This window comes from Pseudomonas sp. LM13, from assembly GCF_041381355.1.
Taxonomy (GTDB): Bacteria; Pseudomonadota; Gammaproteobacteria; order Pseudomonadales; family Pseudomonadaceae; genus Stutzerimonas; species Stutzerimonas frequens.
On the sequence record NZ_JACBXH010000017.1, the window covers coordinates 56,113 to 73,351 of the forward strand.

Annotated in this window: 14 protein-coding genes; 4 read left to right on the forward strand and 10 right to left on the reverse strand. The window is 64.7% G+C overall.

From position 1 onward, the window contains the following. Positions 1 to 151: 151 nt before the first annotated feature. From HZR81_RS12610 to fadB, 3 genes are all read right to left on the reverse strand, one after another. Positions 152 to 385 carry a DUF1653 domain-containing protein gene (locus tag HZR81_RS12610; RefSeq protein WP_152481131.1) on the reverse strand — a complete coding sequence of 78 codons (234 nt, stop codon included), beginning with the start codon at positions 383 to 385 and terminating at the stop codon, positions 152 to 154. 132 nt (positions 386 to 517) lie between these two features. Further along, the gene (gene fadA / locus HZR81_RS12615) at positions 518 to 1,693 is read right to left on the reverse strand and encodes an acetyl-CoA C-acyltransferase FadA (RefSeq protein ID WP_063543649.1); all 1,176 of its coding nucleotides are present in this window, start codon (positions 1,691 to 1,693) and stop codon (positions 518 to 520) included. An 18-nt stretch (positions 1,694 to 1,711) separates the two neighbouring features. Then, positions 1,712 to 3,859 carry a fatty acid oxidation complex subunit alpha FadB gene (gene fadB / locus HZR81_RS12620; RefSeq protein WP_500128275.1) on the reverse strand — a complete coding sequence of 716 codons (2,148 nt, stop codon included), beginning with the start codon at positions 3,857 to 3,859 and terminating at the stop codon, positions 1,712 to 1,714. Positions 3,860 to 4,293: 434 nt separating this feature from the next. Between fadB and HZR81_RS12625 the strand changes: the two genes are divergently transcribed. Together HZR81_RS12625 and HZR81_RS12630 are read left to right on the forward strand one after the other, a co-directional pair. Continuing rightward, positions 4,294 to 6,327 carry a S9 family peptidase gene (locus HZR81_RS12625; protein ID WP_500128276.1) on the forward strand — a complete coding sequence of 678 codons (2,034 nt, stop codon included), beginning with the start codon at positions 4,294 to 4,296 and terminating at the stop codon, positions 6,325 to 6,327. Positions 6,328 to 6,595: 268 nt separating this feature from the next. Continuing rightward, the gene (locus HZR81_RS12630) at positions 6,596 to 6,955 is read left to right on the forward strand and encodes a YgaP-like transmembrane domain (RefSeq protein WP_013982476.1); all 360 of its coding nucleotides are present in this window, start codon (positions 6,596 to 6,598) and stop codon (positions 6,953 to 6,955) included. A gap of 169 nt (positions 6,956 to 7,124) precedes the next feature. Here HZR81_RS12630 and acs read toward each other — a convergent pair whose 3' ends face one another. Beyond that, the gene (acs, locus tag HZR81_RS12635; protein ID WP_500128277.1) at positions 7,125 to 9,080 is read right to left on the reverse strand and encodes an acetate--CoA ligase; all 1,956 of its coding nucleotides are present in this window, start codon (positions 9,078 to 9,080) and stop codon (positions 7,125 to 7,127) included. A 250-nt stretch (positions 9,081 to 9,330) separates the two neighbouring features. Here acs and HZR81_RS12640 point away from each other — a divergent pair, with 250 nt between their 5' ends. Both HZR81_RS12640 and HZR81_RS12645 read left to right on the forward strand, forming a co-directional pair. Beyond that, a complete protein-coding gene (locus HZR81_RS12640; protein WP_500128278.1) occupies positions 9,331 to 10,362 on the forward strand; it encodes a DUF2254 domain-containing protein in 1,032 nt (343 codons plus the stop codon). Further along, entirely contained in the window at positions 10,314 to 10,655 is a 342-nt protein-coding gene (locus tag HZR81_RS12645) for a hypothetical protein (protein ID WP_500128279.1), read from the forward strand. Before HZR81_RS12640 ends, HZR81_RS12645 begins: the two co-directional genes overlap by 49 nt. 72 nt (positions 10,656 to 10,727) lie before the next feature. On the opposite strand, the gene HZR81_RS12650 is transcribed toward HZR81_RS12645, so the two are convergent. The 6 genes from HZR81_RS12650 to HZR81_RS12675 all read right to left on the reverse strand — a co-directional run bounded on the left by HZR81_RS12650 (position 10,728) and on the right by HZR81_RS12675 (position 17,074). Beyond that, complete coding sequence (locus HZR81_RS12650; RefSeq protein ID WP_500128280.1) at positions 10,728 to 11,717, reverse strand: TRAP transporter substrate-binding protein; 990 nt, start codon at positions 11,715 to 11,717, stop codon at positions 10,728 to 10,730. 54 nt (positions 11,718 to 11,771) lie between these two features. Then, on the reverse strand, positions 11,772 to 12,599 hold the full coding sequence (locus tag HZR81_RS12655) for an HpcH/HpaI aldolase/citrate lyase family protein (protein WP_234302506.1): 828 nt from the start codon (positions 12,597 to 12,599) through the stop codon (positions 11,772 to 11,774). Positions 12,600 to 12,619: 20 nt separating this feature from the next. Next, a complete protein-coding gene (locus HZR81_RS12660) occupies positions 12,620 to 13,825 on the reverse strand; it encodes a CaiB/BaiF CoA transferase family protein (RefSeq protein ID WP_500128281.1) in 1,206 nt (401 codons plus the stop codon). A 198-nt stretch (positions 13,826 to 14,023) separates the two neighbouring features. After that, positions 14,024 to 15,376: an MmgE/PrpD family protein gene (locus tag HZR81_RS12665; protein ID WP_500128282.1), complete on the reverse strand. Its 1,353-nt coding sequence runs from the start codon at positions 15,374 to 15,376 to the stop codon at positions 14,024 to 14,026. After that, complete coding sequence (locus HZR81_RS12670; RefSeq protein WP_500128283.1) at positions 15,373 to 15,777, reverse strand: VOC family protein; 405 nt, start codon at positions 15,775 to 15,777, stop codon at positions 15,373 to 15,375. Before HZR81_RS12670 ends, HZR81_RS12665 begins: the two co-directional genes overlap by 4 nt. Positions 15,778 to 15,892: 115 nt before the next feature. Then, positions 15,893 to 17,074, reverse strand: a complete 1,182-nt coding sequence (locus HZR81_RS12675) for an acyl-CoA dehydrogenase family protein (RefSeq protein WP_500128284.1) — start codon at positions 17,072 to 17,074, stop codon at positions 15,893 to 15,895. Positions 17,075 to 17,239: the final 165 nt, after the last annotated feature.

The following is a 17,239-nucleotide window of genomic DNA, read 5'->3' on the forward strand; positions in this document are numbered from 1 at the left end:
TATTCCTGCTCGGCTCGGCCTGGCGCGGACCAGAGCGACGATTCGAGGCCATGAACCGGACGCCTGGGTTAGCGCTCTGTCTAAAAAGCACCGCTATATATAGTGGCGATGGAGCTGAGGTCAAGCGTGGACCTGGTGGCCGCTAGCCAGCTCAACCGCCGAAAACACTCGTTTCGGCTTCGATCAATGCGAAACGCGGAACCGTTTCGCCGTTCACTTCGACGCTCTCGGTGAACATCGAAAGCGGGCGTACCCAGAGTCCGCGCTCCCCATAAAGTGCCTGATAGAACACCACCGGCTCCTCCGTCTCGGAGTGCCGCGCAACAGCGAATACGCGATATTCCGGCCCCTTGTAATGGCGATAACGCCCCGGCTGCAACTGCATGCCTACCTCCACACAAACACAAAAAAGAAAAACCGGGGCACCAGGCCCCGGCTTCCATGCACCGGCTGACAATTCCTCCCGCCCAGTCGCGAGAATGGCTGTCAGCCTAGCGCAGTCATTTGCATCTGTCTGTTAGACGCGTTCGAAGACCGTACTGATCCCCTGGCCCAGACCGATACACATGGTAGCGATACCCAGCGTACCGTTGTTCTGCTTCATCACGTTCAGCAGGGTGCCGGAGATACGCGCACCGGAGCAGCCGAACGGGTGACCCAGGGCAATCGCGCCGCCGTGCAGGTTGACCTTCTCTTCCATCTTGTCGAGCAGCTTGAGGTCCTTGAGCACCGGCAGCGCCTGTGCGGCGAAGGCTTCGTTCAGCTCGACGTGGCTGATGTCGTCCATGGTCAGACCGGCGCGCTTGAGCGCCTTCTGGGTGGACGGCACCGGGCCGTAGCCCATGATCGCCGGATCAACGCCAGCCAGCGCCATGGCGCGAACCACAGCCATCGGCTGGATGCCGAGATCCTTGGCGCGCTGGGCGGACATGACGATCATGCAGGACGCACCGTCAGTGATCTGCGAGGACGTACCGGCGGTCACGGTGCCGCCCTTCGGGTTGAAGGCAGGCTTCAGCGCGGCCAGGCTTTCCAGGGTAGTATCCGGACGGATCGTCTCGTCGTAGTCGAAGACCTTGAGGAAGCCGTTCTCGTCGTGACCTTCCATCGGGATGATCTCGTCCTTGAACTTGCCCTCGACGGTAGCCTTGTGCGCCAGGCGGTGCGAGCGTTCACCGAACTGATCCTGGGCTTCACGGCTGATGCCGTGCATCTTGCCGAGCATCTCGGCGGTCAGGCCCATCATGCCCGAGGCCTTGGCCGCATGCAGCGACAGCTGCGGGTTCGGGTCGACGCCGTGCATCATGCTGACGTGGCCCATGTGCTCCACACCACCGATAACGAACACGTCGCCGTTGTTGGTCTGGATGGCCTGCACAGCAGTATGCAGGGCGCTCATGGACGAACCGCACAGGCGGCTCACGGTCTGGCCGGCGCTGGTGTGCGGAATGCGGGTCAGCAGCGAGGCCATGCGGGCGATGTTCCAGCCCTGCTCGAGGGTCTGGTTGACGCAGCCCCAGATCACGTCCTCGACCTCGGCCGGGTCGATCTTCGGATTGCGCGCCAGCAGGCCGTCGATCAGCAGTGCGGACATGGTCTCGGCGCGGGTATTACGGTGCATGCCGCCCTTGGAGCGCCCCATCGGGGTGCGACCGAAGTCGACGATGACTGCATCTCTTGGATTCAGGCTCATGAATTCTCTCTCCCTCGATTAACCGTAGAAGCGCTGGCCGTTGGCGGCCATCTCACGCAGCTTCGCGGTCGGGTGGTACAGCGGGCCCAGGTCGGCGTACTTGTCGGCCATCGCGACGAACTCGGCGACGCCGATCGAATCGATGTAGCGCAGCGCACCACCACGGAAGGGTGGGAAGCCAATGCCGTAGATCAGGCCCATGTCGGCTTCGGCAGCGGTCTCGACGATGCCGTCTTCCAGGCAACGCACGGTTTCCAGGCACAGCGGGATCATCATGTAGTTGATGATGTCCTCGTCGGACAGCTCGCGCGTCTCGGCAACGACCGGCTTGAGCAGCTCGTAAGCCTCAGGGTCGACCACCTTCTTCGGCTTGCCCTTCTTGTCCATCTCGTAGGCGTAGAAGCCCTTGCCATTCTTCTGGCCGAGGCGATTGGCGTCATACATGACATCGACGGCGGTACGGGTGTCGTCCTTCATGCGATCCGGGAAGCCTTCGGCCATCACGTCGCGGCCGTGGTGGCCGGTGTCCATGCCGACCACGTCCATCAGGTAGGCCGGGCCCATGGGCCAGCCGAACTTCTCCATCACCTTGTCGGCGCGGGCGAAATCGACACCGTGGGCGATGGCGCGGGCGAAGCCGCCGAAGTACGGGAACAGCACGCGGTTGACCAGGAAGCCCGGGCAATCGTTGACCACGACCGGGCTCTTGCCCATTTTCTTGGCGTAGGCGACGGTGGTGGCGATAGCGGTTTCGCTGGTCTTCTCGCCGCGGATCACCTCAACCAGCGGCATCATGTGCACCGGGTTGAAGAAGTGCATGCCGCAGAAGTTTTCCGGACGCTTGAGCGCCTGGGCCAGGTAGCTGATGGAGATGGTGGAGGTGTTGGAAGCGATGATCGCGTCTTCGCGAACGTGACCTTCCACCTCGGCCAGCACGGCGTGCTTGACCTTCGGGTTCTCGACCACGGCTTCCACGACGATGTCGACATTGCCGAAGTCGCCGTAGGACATGGTCGGACGAATCGCGTTGAGCGCCTGCGCCATCTTCTCCGGCGTCAGACGGCCCTTCTCGACACGCTTGCCGAGCAGCTTGGAGGCTTCGTCCAGGCCCATCTGGATACCCTCTTCGCGGATATCCTTCATCAGGATCGGCGTGCCCTTGACGGCCGACTGGTAGGCGATGCCGCCACCCATGATGCCGGCGCCAAGTACGGCAGCGAGCTTCACGTCGCGGGCCTGCTTGTCGTAGGCCTTGGCCTTCTTCTTCAGTTCCTGATCGCTGAGGAACAGGCCGACCAGGCTTTCGGCAACCGAGGTCTTGGCCAGCTTGACGAAGCCGGCGGCCTCGACTTCGATGGCTTTGTCACGGCCGAAGTTGGCGGCTTTCTGAATGGTCTTGATGGCTTCGACCGGGGCCGGGTAGTTCGGGCCGGCCTGGCCAGCCACGAAGGCCTTGCTGGTTTCGAAGGCCATCATCTGCTCGATGGCGTTGAGCTTGAGCTTGTCCAGCTTCGGCTGACGCTTGGCCTTGTAGTCCAGCTCGCCGGAGATGGCGCGCTTGACCAGGTCCAGGGCAGCTTCCTGCAGTTTCTCCGGAGCGACGACGGCATCGACCGCGTGCACCTTGAGGGCGTCTTCGGCACGGTTTTCCTTGCCGGAGGCGATCCACTCGACGGCGTTGTCCACACCGATCAGGCGCGGCAGACGCACAGTACCGCCGAAGCCCGGGTAGATGCCCAGCTTCACTTCCGGCAGGCCGACCTTGGCGGCTGTGGACATGACGCGATAGTCGGCAGCCATGCACATCTCGAAACCGCCACCCAGGGCAATGCCGTTGATGGCGACCACGGTGGGTACGCCCAGGTCTTCGAAATCGCTGAAGATCTTGTTCGCTTCGAGGTTGCCGGCAACCAGCTCTTCATCGGGCAACTTGAAGTTGTCGACGAACTCGGTGATGTCGGCACCGACGATGAACACATCCTTGCCGCTGGTGACGATCACGCCCTTGACCGAAGCGTCGGCCTTGATGGCATCGACAGCCTGGCGCAGATCGTTGAGAGTGAGGCGATTGAATTTATTGACGGACTCACCCTTGAGGTCGAAATTCAATTCGACGATGCCGCTCTCAAGAGCCTTAACCGTGATGGCTTTACCTTCGTAAATCATCAACTGATCTCCAGGTATGGAAGCTGAACGTTACGTGTCTCACGTCTTCGGCCCTACTCGGCCGCGCCTTGCGGCGAACGACACCCACCGACACGATAATCCGGGTGACCGGCATCTGCTCTGGCAAACGCTCGATTCATACGCCCGTTTGATTTGGGTCGGCACACCTTCGGGGAAAAGCTCAGCATTGTCAATCAGCTGGTTTGCCTAACCGAAAGCCACCTGCAAGCGGACATTTCGCGACTACCCGGTCATCATCGACAGCGCCGATCCGCCTGCATTCACCCTATCCATGGCCGCGTTGCTCGGCGGTCGGCCCGGCTGAAACCGGGCCGTACCAACCAGGTCAATCCTAGACGCAGTCGAGCAGGTACACTGCCGCATTTCGTTGCACGCCATGTGCGGCCAACGCACCACCGAATCCGGAGTACTGCATGTCCCAAGCCCCCATCGCCCGCGCCGACACCGGCACCGACCCTTACCGCTGGCTGGAGAATCGCGACGCCGAGGACGTGCTGGCCTATCTCAAGGCGGAGAATGCCTATCTCGAGGAGCAGCTCGCCGATCAGGCCGAACTGCGTGAAGCCCTGTTTCAGGAGATCAAGAGCCGCATCCGCGAAACCGATCTGTCACTGCCCTCCCCCTGGGGGCCGTGGCTGTACTACCAGCGCACCACCGCAGGCGACGAGTATCCGCGGCACTACCGCTGCCCGCGCCCGCTGGATGGTTCGCTGACCGTCGATGAAAGCGCCGAACAGCTGCTGCTCGACCCCAACGAGCTGGCCGGCGGCGGCTTTCTTTCGCTGGGTGCCTTCAGCATCAGCCAGGACCACAGCAAGCTCGCCTACAGCCTCGACCGCGAAGGCGACGAGATCTACCGGCTGTTCGTCAAGGACCTCGCCAGCGGTGACGTGACCGCCCTGCCCTTCGACGATTGCGACGGCAGCATGACCTGGGCCAACGACAGCCAGACCCTGTTCTACGGCGAGCTGGACGACACCCACCGCCCGCACAAGATTTACCGCCACTGCCTTGGCGATACGGACAGCAGCGAGGTTTATCACGACCCGGACGGGCGCTTCTTCGTGCATTGCTACCGCGCCAGCTCCGACCGCCAGCTGGTCATCCTTTCCCACAGCAAGACCACCAGCGAAGCCTGGGTGTTGTCGGCGGACCAGCCGGAGGGCAGCTGGACCTGTCTGGCGCCGCGCCAGGAGGATCACGAGTACTTCCCCGATCATGGCCTGTACGAAGGCCAGTGGCGCTGGCTGATCCGCAGCAACCAGGCGGGCATCAACTTCGCCCTCTATTACGCCAGCGAGACCGAGCCGGGCCGCGAGCACTGGCAGGAGCTGGTCCCGCATGACGACGCGGTGATGCTTGAGGACGTCAGCCTGAACGCCGAGGCGATCACCCTGACCCTGCGCGAAAGCGGCCTGCCGGTGATCGAGGTGCGGCCGCAGGGCGTCCAGCCCTATCGCCTGCAGTTGCCCGATGCGGCCTACAGCCTGCACGTGCAGAACTCGCTGGAATTCACCAGCACGGTGATCCGCCTGCGCTACGAGGCGCTGAATCGCCCGGCGCAGATCCGCCAGCTGACCCTGGCCGACGGCACGCAGGAGGTGCTCAAGGAAACCCCGGTGGAAGGCCCCTTCGATGCGGACGCCTATGAAAGTCGGCGCATCTGGGCCACCGCTCAGGACGGCACGCAGATTCCCATCAGCCTGGTCGGCCGCCGCGACAGCTTCGGCAAGCCCGCACCGCTCTATCTCTACGGCTACGGCGCCTACGGTCACAGTCTCGACCCCTGGTTCTCCCACGCGCGGCTGTCGCTGCTCGACCGCGGCTTCATCTTCGCCATCGCCCATGTGCGTGGCGGCGGTGATCTGGGCGAGGCCTGGTACCGCGCCGGCAAGCTGGAGCACAAGCCGAACACCTTCAACGACTTCATCGCCTGCGCCGAGCAGCTGTTGGCCGACGGTTACACCACATCGCCACGCCTGGCCATCAGCGGCGGCAGTGCCGGCGGCCTGCTGATCGGTGCCGTGCTCAACCTGCGTCCGGAGCTGTTCGGTGCGGCGATCGCCGAGGTGCCCTTCGTCGACGTGCTCAACACCATGCTAAATGCCGACCTGCCGCTGACCGTGACCGAGTACGACGAATGGGGCGACCCGAATCAGCCCGAGGTACACGAACGCATCCGCGCCTATGCGCCCTATGAGAACGCCCGGGCCCAGGCCTATCCGCCACTGCTCGCCGTGGCCGGCTACAACGACAGCCGCGTGCAGTACTGGGAGGCGGCCAAGTGGGTCGCCAAGCTGCGTGCCACCCGCACCGACGACAACCTGCTGCTGCTCAAGACCGAGTTCGGCGCAGGTCACGGTGGCATGAGCGGACGCTACCAGGCGCTCAAGGACGTGGCGCTGGAGTACGCCTTTGTACTCAAGGTGTTCGGCATGGCCGGCTGATACGGCCGCGCAAGGGTCGTCCGGGCGCACGCGCCACGCCGGCCCTTAGTGGACGTTGAACAGCACCGCGTTGGCGGTCAAAACGCGCCCACACGCACTTGGGCCACGGCGAGCACGAGCGATCCTACGCCTCACTTGTTGGCGGCTCTCCGTCCGGTCGGGTCTTGAGCGGTTTGCGGAGCCTCGCCGCAAATGGCCGACCTGCGGTGGCGAACAGGCGGCTCCGGCAAGAGTCATTCATTGAGAATGTCTTCGTCGGAGCCCCCCCATGAACAACTCTTCCAAGCACCTCGAACAGAACGTCCACGGCTGGGAGCGCGCAATGTCCCTGGCCGGCGGCCTGTACTTCCTCGCCAAGGGTCTGCGCCGCGGGGGCCTCGGCGGCCTGCTGCAACTGGGCATCGGCGGGATGGCCGTTGCCCGGGGCGTGACCGGCCACTGCGAGGCCAAGCGCGTGTTCAATGAAGTCAGCGAACAGGCGGGCATGGCCGAAGGGCGCTCGCACCATATGCCGTTCGAGCGTTATGACTCGAACAAGGAGCAACTGCAGGCCAACGCCGCAGCTGCCACCAACGGCACCACGGTCACCGGCAACGACGATCTGAAAAGCCCGCCCGCCGGCGTCTGAACATCGCCCTGCGGGCCTGTGGCAAGCGGACCTGTCCGCGAACGAAGCTGCCAGGCGACATGAGCCCCGCGAGTCGACCGGCGCGCGAGCAAGCTCGCACGCAGCGGTCACGGGGAGCCGTAACGGCATTCCGGCCGCCTCGTAGACCGCTCGCAGGACGCCCGCGAGTTCAGCGCCGCTTCACCGCTTCATGGGCCTCAATCAGCTGATTCACCACACCCGGATCGGCCAGCGTCGAAGTATCGCCCAGGGTGTCGTAGTCGTCCGTGGCGATCTTGCGCAGCAGGCGGCGCATGATCTTGCCAGACCGCGTCTTCGGCAGCCCCGGCGCCCATTGGATGGTATCCGGCACCGCGATCGGACCGATCTCGTGCCGGACCCACTGCTGCAGCTCCTGGCGCAGCGTGTCGCTGGGTTCGGTACCAGCAACCAGAGTCACGTAAACATAGATGGCCTGGCCCTTGAGCGGATGCGGCACGCCAACGGCCGCGGCTTCGGCCACCTTGGCATGCGCCACCAGGGCGCTCTCGATTTCGGCGGTGCCCATGCGGTGTCCGGAGACGTTGAGCACATCGTCGACGCGCCCGGTGATCCAGTAGTAACCGTCCTCGTCGCGGCGCGCGCCGTCGCCGGTGAAGTACATGCCGCGGAAGGTCTTGAAGTAGGTATCGACGAAACGGTCGTGGTCACCGTAAATGGTGCGCATCTGCCCTGGCCAGGAGTCGAGAATCACCAGATTGCCCTCCGCCGGGCCTTCCAGCAGATTGCCGAGATTGTCCACCAGCCCCGGCACTACGCCGAACAGTGGCCGCGTCGCCGAGCCGGGCTTGAGCGCCGTGGCACCGGGTAGCGGGCTGATGAGGATGCCGCCGGTCTCGGTCTGCCACCAGGTATCGACGATCGGGCAGCGCGACCGACCGACCGTCTCGTAGTACCAGTGCCAGGCTTCCGGATTGATCGGTTCACCCACTGTGCCGAGCAGGCGCAGGCTCGAACCGTCGGCACCCTCCATCGCCGCCGGCCCCTCGGCCATCATCGCGCGGATTGCCGTCGGCGCGGTGTAGAGGATGTTGACCCGGTGCTTGTCGATGATCCTGGCGATGCGGGTGACGTCCGGATAGTTCGGCACGCCTTCGTACATCAGGGTCGTCGCACCGTTGGCCAGTGGGCCGTAGATCAGATAGCTATGACCGGTAATCCAGCCGATGTCGGCGGTGCACCAGTAGATATCGCCAGGGCGGTAGTCGAAGACCCGTTCGTGGGTCAGCGCGGCGTACAGCAGGTAGCCGCCGCAGGTGTGCAGCACGCCCTTGGGTTTCCCGGTGGAGCCCGAGGTGTAGAGAATGAACAGCGGCTCCTCGGCGCCCATTTCCTTCGGCGCGCAGACCTCGCCAGCCACACGCATCAGGTCGTCGTAGGAGACGTCCCGGTGCAGGTGCCAGCGAATGTTCGCTCCGGTGCGGCGCACCACGATGATCTTCTGCACGCAACGGGTCTGCGGGTTCGTCAGCGCCTCGTCGACGTTCTCCTTCAGGGCGATGGTCTTGCCGCCGCGTATGCCCTGATCGGCAGTGATCACCACCTTCGAGCTGCCATCGATGATGCGCCCGGCCAATGCCTCCGGCGAGAAGCCGCCGAACACCACCGAGTGGATCGCACCGATGCGCGCGCAGGCCAGCATTGCCACCGCGGCCTCGGGAATCATCGGCATGTAGATGGTCACCACGTCACCGCGGTGCACATCCTGGCCACGCAGGGCGTTGGCGAACTTGCAGGCCTCCTGGTAGAGCTCGCGGTAGGTGATCTCGCGGTGCTCCGAGGGGTCGTCCCCCTCCCAGATGATCGCCACCTGATCGCCGCGCTCGGCCAGGTGCCGGTCCAGGCAATTGGCCGACACGTTCAGCGTGCCGTCGGCAAACCACTTGATATCGACGTGATGGTCGTCGAAGGAGGTGCGCTTGACCTCGCTGAAGGGCCGAATCCAGTCCAGCCGTGCCGCCTGTTCACGCCAGAATCCTTCAGGGTTGATCACCGACTGCTGATACATGGCCCGATAAGCGGCCTCGTCGGTCAGGGAGTGCTTTGCAGCCTCAGGGGACACGGGATACACGGACGCAGCACACATGGCAGTCACCTCGGGTTATCTGGTTATTTTCCGGTCGCAGCCTTGTCTCGCAGGCGAACCCTCACCACCCGATCGATCCACGCTTCCCGTGCGGATCGCCAACCACGCGCCTGTCAGACGTCTGCTTCAGCCGATGCCGAATACCGCAGCGGCCGCGACTAGCGGCCACTCTCCAAGCATAGACACTGTTTCGCGGCCATTTGCCGAGGGCTGCTGTCTCAATTCGTAACAGCCATCGCCGGGAGCCACCATGTCAGCACCAAGCAATGCCCTGTTTCGTCAGCTGCAGCGGATCCCCCAGAGCATCGTCTTCTACCCCACCGTGATTCCGGCCGGCTACTTCATGCTGGGCGGTCTCGTCCTGCTCTTCGAAACGACCGACCTGGCTCACGCCTGGCGAAACATGCTGCCGTCCGGCCTGGCAGAGGCGGACAACGCCCGGGAAATCCTCGGCACGCTCATCACCAGCATCATTTCGCTGACCGTGTTCAGCTTTTCCATGGTCATGGTCGTGCTCAATGGGGCCGCCTCGCGACTGCCCCCGCGCGTGCTGCCCGGACTGATCAGCGATCGGCGCAACCAGCTGATCCTCGGCAACTACCTGGGCTGCATCCTGTTCTTCCTGCTGATGATCGCCTTCATCAACAAGAACGAACCCGATAGCCTGCCTGCGCTCGGCGTGCTGCTCGCCGTACTGATGGGCCTGGGCTGTATGGCCCTGTTCGTCGTATTCATCCGTTCCATCTCGCAGTCCATCCAGGTGGACTGGATCGTCGGCCAGCTCTACCGCAGCGCCTGCCATAACCTGGCGCAGCGTTGCGAGCGCCTGGGGTCGATCACCGCGGCGCCGGATGACCGCGACTGGTACTGCATCGAAGCGGTCACGCCCGGCTATCTGCGCGAGGTCAACGAGCAACGCCTGCGGGAGCTCTTGGGGCCGGACGATCTGCAGGCGGTGCTACAGGTGGAGCCCGGCTTCTTTCTGGTCGAAGGGCATCCGTTGCTCAAGGTCAGCACCGAACTGGATGCCCGGCGAACCCGACAGGTACTCGACTGCTTCGATTTCCACGATGAAGAGTTCGCCGGCGCCAACGTTTTCTATGGCATGCGGCAGATGACCGAAATCGCGGTAAAGGCCATCAGCCCGTCGATCAACGACCCGGGCACGGCAATACGCGTCCTCAATCTGCACGGTGTGTTGCTCGGTCGCCTGGGGGCGTCCCGCCGCTGGACGTGGGCTGCATCGACAATGGCAAGCCCAGGCTGTTCTATCCACAGCTGAGCCCGCAACGACGGCTGACGCTTATCCTCGACCCGATCCGAACCTATGGCAGCAATGACCCGGCGATCGTCATGGCGCTGATGCAGTGCCTGAAGACTGCCTTGCACGGGCAGGCCTCCAGCGACCAGCTGGAGGCCTACGTGGATGAATTGGCGGCACTGCGCGACGCAGCGGATACGGACCTGCAGAACGACCGTGACCGCCGTGCGGTCAACGATCTGCTGGAGCGCATCAACCGCCTGCATGACGAACTGGCGCCGCTGGCATTACTGCCGATTCCGGCGAAAAGCTGAAGGCAAAAAAAAAACGGGCCGGTCACATCGGACAGGCCCGTTCGTTCTCCGCCGCTTGGTGCCTCTGGAGGCTCAGGAGCGGTTGGCCGCCTGCGCCGCTTCGATCAGCTCGCCGCCGATGTCGCTCTCGAACTTCTTCCACACCGGTTTCATCGCCTCGCGCCACTGGGCGCGTTGCTCGGGGGTCAGTTCGATGATTTCGGTCTTGCCGGAGGCGGCGATGGCTTGGCGCGCCTGCTGGTTGAGGTCGTCGGCCTGGCGGTTCACCTCAGCGGTGACCTCTTCCATGATCGTTTCCAGCTCGCCGCGCACGTCTTCCGGCAGGCCGTTCCAGAACTTGGTGTTGGTAATCACCATGTAGTCGATCAGGCCGTGGTCGGAGGCGGTCATGTAAGGCTGGACCTCGTGCACCTTCTGTCTTTCATAGTTCGACCAGGTGTTCTCGGTGCCATTGACCACGCCGGTCTGCAAGCCCTGGTAGACCTCGGCGAAGCTCATCTTGCGGGGGTTTGCGCGCACCGCCTTGAACTGCTCGTCGAGCACTGCCGAGGCCTGTACGCGGAACTTCAGCCCGCGGGCATCCTTCGGCTCGCGCAGCGGCTTGTTCGCCGAGAGCTGCTTCATTCCGTTGTGCCAGTAGGCCAGACCGGTGATGTTCTTGTCCTCCATCGCGCGCAGCAGCGCCTTGCCCTGCGGGCCGCTCTGGAAACGATCGGCTGCCGCCAGGTCGTCGAACAGGAACGGCAGGTCATAGATCTGGATGGCCTTGGCGTAATGCTCGAACTTGGCCAGCGACGGCGCCAGCATGTGCACGTCACCGAGCAGCAGGGCCTCCATTTCCTTGCCGTCGCCGAACAGCGACGAGTTCGGGTAGACCTCGACCTTCACCTTGCCCGGCAGGCGCTCCTCGGCGAGTTTCTTGAACAACAGGGCGCCCTGCCCCTTCGGTGTGTTGTCCGCTACTACGTGGGCGAATTTGATGGTCACGGGATCTGCATGCACCAGCCCGGCGACGGTGAAAGAAAGCGCGCAGGCGAGTGCCTTGAGCTTGTTACTCAGCATGGAAGTACCCTCTTGTTTTTGTCGGTTGGTACGTTTCGCGGGCAAGCGTTGCGGTCAGGGCACCGCTTGCCCGGCACGTTGCAGCAAGCGACGGGCGCGGCCGATGACGGGGGCATCGACCATCTGTCCGTCTACTACGAAGACCCCGTCGCCACTGGCGCCGGCGGCGAGGATGCGGTGTGCCCAGTCGAGTTCGGCGGCGCTGGGCATCAGCGTTTCATGCACCACGGCGATTTGGCCGGGATGGATGCACAGCAGCCCGCCGAAGCCCATGTCGCGGGCATCGGCTACTGCCTGGGCGAGGCCGTGCAGGTTCTTGATGTCGGGGAAGACACTGTCCAGCGGTGCGGCCAGCCCGGCCAGACGCGACTGCAGCAGCAGCGCGTAACGTGCCTGATCGAGAATCCGCTCGGCCGCTGCGCTGCCGCTGGCCAGGCCGAGGTCCAGCCCCAGGTCCAGTGAGCCGAACGACAGCCGCTCGACGCCGTGGGCGTGGGCGATTTCCGCCAGATGCGCCAGCCCGCGCGCGCTCTCGATGATCGGCCACACCGGCTTGCCGCAGCCGGTCGCCAACGCCACCTGCACCGCGCTTTCCACTTTCGGCAGCAGCACGCCAGCGACGCCGGGATAGTGTGCGCAGAGCGCCAGGTCGGCGGCCTGCTCGGGATGCGTCGGCGCATTGATGCGCACCAGCACGCGTGCGTCCGGAGTGGCGGCGAGAAAGGCTTCGAGGTTGCCACGTGCCTCGGCCTTGAGGCTTTCTGCCACGGCGTCTTCAAGGTCGACGATGACCGCGTCGGCGCCGCTCGCCAGCGCCTTGGAAATGCGCTCCGGGCGGGTCGCCGGGACGAACAGCGCGCTACGGATGATCGATGAGTTCATGGGCTGGCTCCTGGGCACGCTCATACCGCGCCCTGCTCGTGCAGGCGCTGGATATCGCCCGGCGCGTAGCCGAGTTCGCTCAGCAGCGCGTCGGTGTGCTGGCCCAGCGCGGGGATGGGGTCCATGCGCGGGGCGAAGGCGCTGTTGCGCCCCGGCGGCAGCAGCGCAGGCAGGCGACCGGCCGGACTGTCCACCTCGCTCCAGCGCTGGCGGGCCTTGAGCTGCGGATGCGCCCAGACACCGGCCATGTCATTGACATGCGCATTGGCGATGGACGCGGCATCCAGCCGGGCGATCACCTCCTCGGCGCTCAGGTGGCTGAACGCCTCGACGATAAGTGCACGCAATTCGGTGCGATGCTCGGAACGCCGGGCGTTGCTCGAGAAGCGCTCGTCCTGCGCCAGTTCCGGCTGCAGCAGCACCTTGTCGCAGAACGCCAGCCACTCACGCTCGTTCTGCAGACCGAGCATCACCGTGCCGCCGTCGCCGGTGGGGAACGGGCCGTAGGGGTAGATGGTGGCGTGGGCGGCGCCGGCACGCGGCGGCGGCGTCGCGCCCTTGTAGGCGTAATACAACGGGTAGCCCATCCACTCCACCAGGCTTTCGAGCATGGAAACGTCGACGCGGCTGCCCTCGCCCGTCTTGTCGCGCAGCATCAGCGCCGAAAGCACGCCGGTGTAGGCGTACATGCCGGCGGCGATATCGGCAATGGAGCAGCCGGCCTTGGCCATCTCGGTCTCACCCGGCCCGCCGGTGACGGAGAGAAAGCCGCCCTCGCTCTGGATCAGCAGGTCGTAGGCCTTCTTCTGCTCGTAGGGGCCACCCTCGCCGTAGCCGGAAATGTCGCAGACGATCAGCCGCGGAAAGCGCTCATGCAGCGCCTCGAAGGAGAGCGCCATGCGCGCCGCGGCACCGGGCGCCAGGTTCTGCACCAGCACGTCGGCCTTGGCCAGGAGCTGGTCGAGCACCTGGGCAGCAGCGTCCTGTTTTACGTCCAGGCTCAGGCTTTCCTTCGAGCGGTTGGTCCAGACGAAATGCGAGGCCAGCCCATCGACCCGCTCGTCGTAGCCGCGGGCGAAGTCGCCGGCACCGGGCCGCTCGATCTTGATCACCCGTGCGCCGAGGTCGGCCAGCTGGCGCGTGCAGAACGGCGCGGCGATGGCGTGCTCGAGGCTGACCACGGTGATGCCATCGAGTGGGCGGGGTTTGACTTGAGTGTCGTTCATGTTCGGTTCCTGCAAATTCGGCGTAGGGTGGAAAACGGCGAAGCCTTTTCCACGCGTCTGTTCAAGCCCCTGGGCACTCTGGCGCCACTTTGGTGGATGAGGCTTCGCCGTCATCCACCCTACGATTGCGCTTCTAGTAGGGTGGGCTTCAGTCCACCGGAGCGTGTTACCTGTGGTGGGCTGAAGCCCACCCTACGGTCACCTCAACATGTCTAAATTCCCGCTCTCGCGCAGGCGCCAGACCGTATCGATCAGCACGCCCGCCTGGTCATCGCTGCGCGCCGCGGAGAACTGCACCAGGCGGCGGAACTTGTCCTCCAGCTCGGCGCGGCTCAGCGTGTTGCCCGGGTCTCCCTTCGGCTCGTCGATGGCGCCGTGCAGCGTGCGGCCATCGGCGGTGGTCACTTCGACGCGACCGAGCCAGCGTGCTGGGTAGGCGCCGTCCACCTCGGGATCGAGCGTCATCGAGACCTTCTCGCGGAACTCGCCGACGCGCGGGTCGCTGAGCGCATGGCTGTGGAATTCGGTCAGGCCGGCCTTGCCGTACAGGGCGATCAGCCCCAGCACGGTGCCCATGGAGAATTTGGCCTGATGCACTGTCAGCGGCACCGTCACGCGGCCGAGCACGTCGATCGCGCCCTGGTGCACGCGGGTGGTGACCGACGCGATGTCATCGGCCCCGAGCCCTTCGCGCTGCATCAGCGCCAGCAGCGCATCGGCCGCCGGGTGGGTATGGCGGCAGGAGGCGTGGAACTTGAACGAGGTTTCCGCCAGCGCCCAGCGGCTGCCGAGCCGGTCGGACAGCTTGCTCGGCTCGGCATCGCGGGACATGCCCGCCGCCATGCCCTGCTCGCCTTCGAGGATGTCTTGCGCGCCGGTCAGGCCATCGGCGGTCAGGTAGGCGGCGAGCAGGCCATCGGCAGCCGCCTTGGCGGTGTGCAGCTGCTTGGAGTCCGCCGCGTCACGGAGAAACTCCCACAGCCCCGCCGCTTGCGTACCGGCGCTGCCGAGCAGATGGGTGAACTGCTGCTGGTCGAAATCCATCAGCTTGCCAACGGCCACCGCCGCGGCCAGGGTGCCGACCGTCGCGGTGGTGTGGAAGATGCGGTAATGCGAGCGGCCGAGGAACTCGCCGATGCGGATGCCCGCCTCGTAGCCTGCCACCGAGGCCACCAGCAGCTCGCGGCCGGACTTGCCGAGATCCTGCGCCGCCGCCAGCGCAGCAGGAAACACCACGGTGGCCGGGTGCAGCACGGAGCTGTTGTGCAGGTCGTCCTGCTCCACCAGATGCGAGCTGGTGGCATTCACCAGCGCGGCGAAATAGGCCGAGCTGCTCTGGCCGTTGACCAGAATGCGCGCCGGGCCTTCGGCCGGACCCATCTTCTGCGCGTAACGCTCGAACAGCGGAATCGGATGCGAGCCGGCGCTGGCCAGGGCCGAGCCGAGCCAATCGAGAAAGAGGTCTTCGGTGCGGGCAAGCACCGGTTCGGGGATCTGCTCATAGGCGAGCCCGGCGAGGAATTCGGTCAGGGCACGGGTGTGCTGGCTCATGCGTTGGGCTCCAGCGGATTCTCTAACGGATTGGATAGTTCGATGAGGTTCTGGTCGGGGTCGCGCAGGTACACCGAGCGGATCGGTCCGGCCGCGCCGGTGCGCTGCACCGGACCTTCGACGATGGCGACCTGCTGCGCCTGGAGGTGTGCGATCACCTCGGCCAGCGGTGTGGCAACGATGAAGCAGAGGTCCGCCGAACCCGGCGTCGGCCGCTCGGCCTTGGGCTCGAATTCGCGCCCGGCCTGGTGCAGGTTGATCTTCTGGCTGCCGAAGGCCAGCGCCTTGCGCCCTGCGCCGAAGGTCACCGCCTGCATGCCGAGCACGCGGGTGTAGAAGTCCACCGCGGCCTCGATATCGGCAACGGTCAGCACCAAGTAGTCGAGATGGCTGATATTCATGACGCACTTCCCTCTTTCGTAGGGGTGGAAATCGCGAAGCATTTCCACCACCTGTGTCGCCTGTTCGATACGCGTAGAAAAGGCTTCGCCGTTTTCCACCCTACGTCTGGCTCCGTTAGAACGAACGCGGCAGCTCGAGCAAGTGCTCGGCTACGTATGACAGGATCAGGTTGGTGGAGATCGGCGCCACCTGGTACAGCCGAGTCTCGCGGAACTTGCGCTCGACGTCGTACTCGTTGGCGAAGCCGAAGCCGCCGTGGGTCTGCAAGCAGGCATTGGCCGCCTCCCAGCTGGCCTTCGCTGCCAGGTACTTGGCCATGTTGGCCGCCGCCCCAGCGTTGCGACCGGCGTCGTATTCCTCGCAGGCGCGCCAGCGCATCAGGTCGGCGGCCTCGATCTCGATATGCGCTTCGGCGATGGGGAACTGCACGCCCTGGTTCTGCCCGATGGGCCGGCCGAATACCACACGGTCGCGGGCGTACTGCGCGGACTTCTCGACGAACCAGCGGCCATCGCCGATGCACTCGGCGGCGATCAGCGTGCGCTCGGCATTCAGACCGTCGAGGATGTAGCGAAAGCCCTTGCCCTCCTCGCCGATCAGGCTGCTGGCGGGAATCTCCAGGTTGTCGAAGAACAGCTCGTTGGTCTCGTGGTTGACCATGTTGGCGATCGGCTGCACGGTCAGGCCGTTGCCGATGGCCTCGCGCAGGTCGACGAGGAAGATCGACATGCCTTCGGACTTGCGCTGCACCTCGGCCAGCGGCGTGGTACGCGCCAGCAGGATCATCAGGTCGGAATGCTGGATGCGCGAGATCCACACCTTCTGCCCGTTGATCACGTACTTGTCGCCCTGGCGCACGGCGGTGGTCTTGATCTTGGTGGTGTCGGTGCCGGTGGTCGGCTCGGTGACGCCCATGGACTGCAGGCGCAGCTCGCCGCTCGCCAGCTTCGGCAAGTAGTAGCGCTTCTGCTCCTCGCTGCCGTTTCTGAGCAGGGTGAACATGTTGTACATCTGCCCGTGGATGGTCCCGGAGTTGCCACCGCAACGGTTGACCTCCTCGAGGATCACCGAGGCCTCGGCCAGGCCCAGGCCGGAGCCGCCGTATTGTTCCGGGATCATCGCCGAGAGCCAGCCGGCCTCGGTCATGGCGGTGACGAAGGCTTCCGGGAAGCCCTTTTCCTCATCGATCCTGCGCCAGTACTCGGCGGGAAATTCGGCACAGAGGGCACGCACGCCTTCGCGGATGAAATTGAGTTCTTCGTGCCTGGCGTCTTGGTAGTTGTGCTTCGTCGTCATCTCGATACGTTCTCGTTGTTAGAGAGGTCGCCCCTCACCCCAGCCCTCTCCCCAGAGGGGCGAGGGGGCTATCCGGTGTACGGTCGGAGGTTATGCCTTGGCAGATGGCATCGCGTGTACACCAATCTAAAGCCGGACACCGACCAGTCCCCTCGCCCCCTTGGG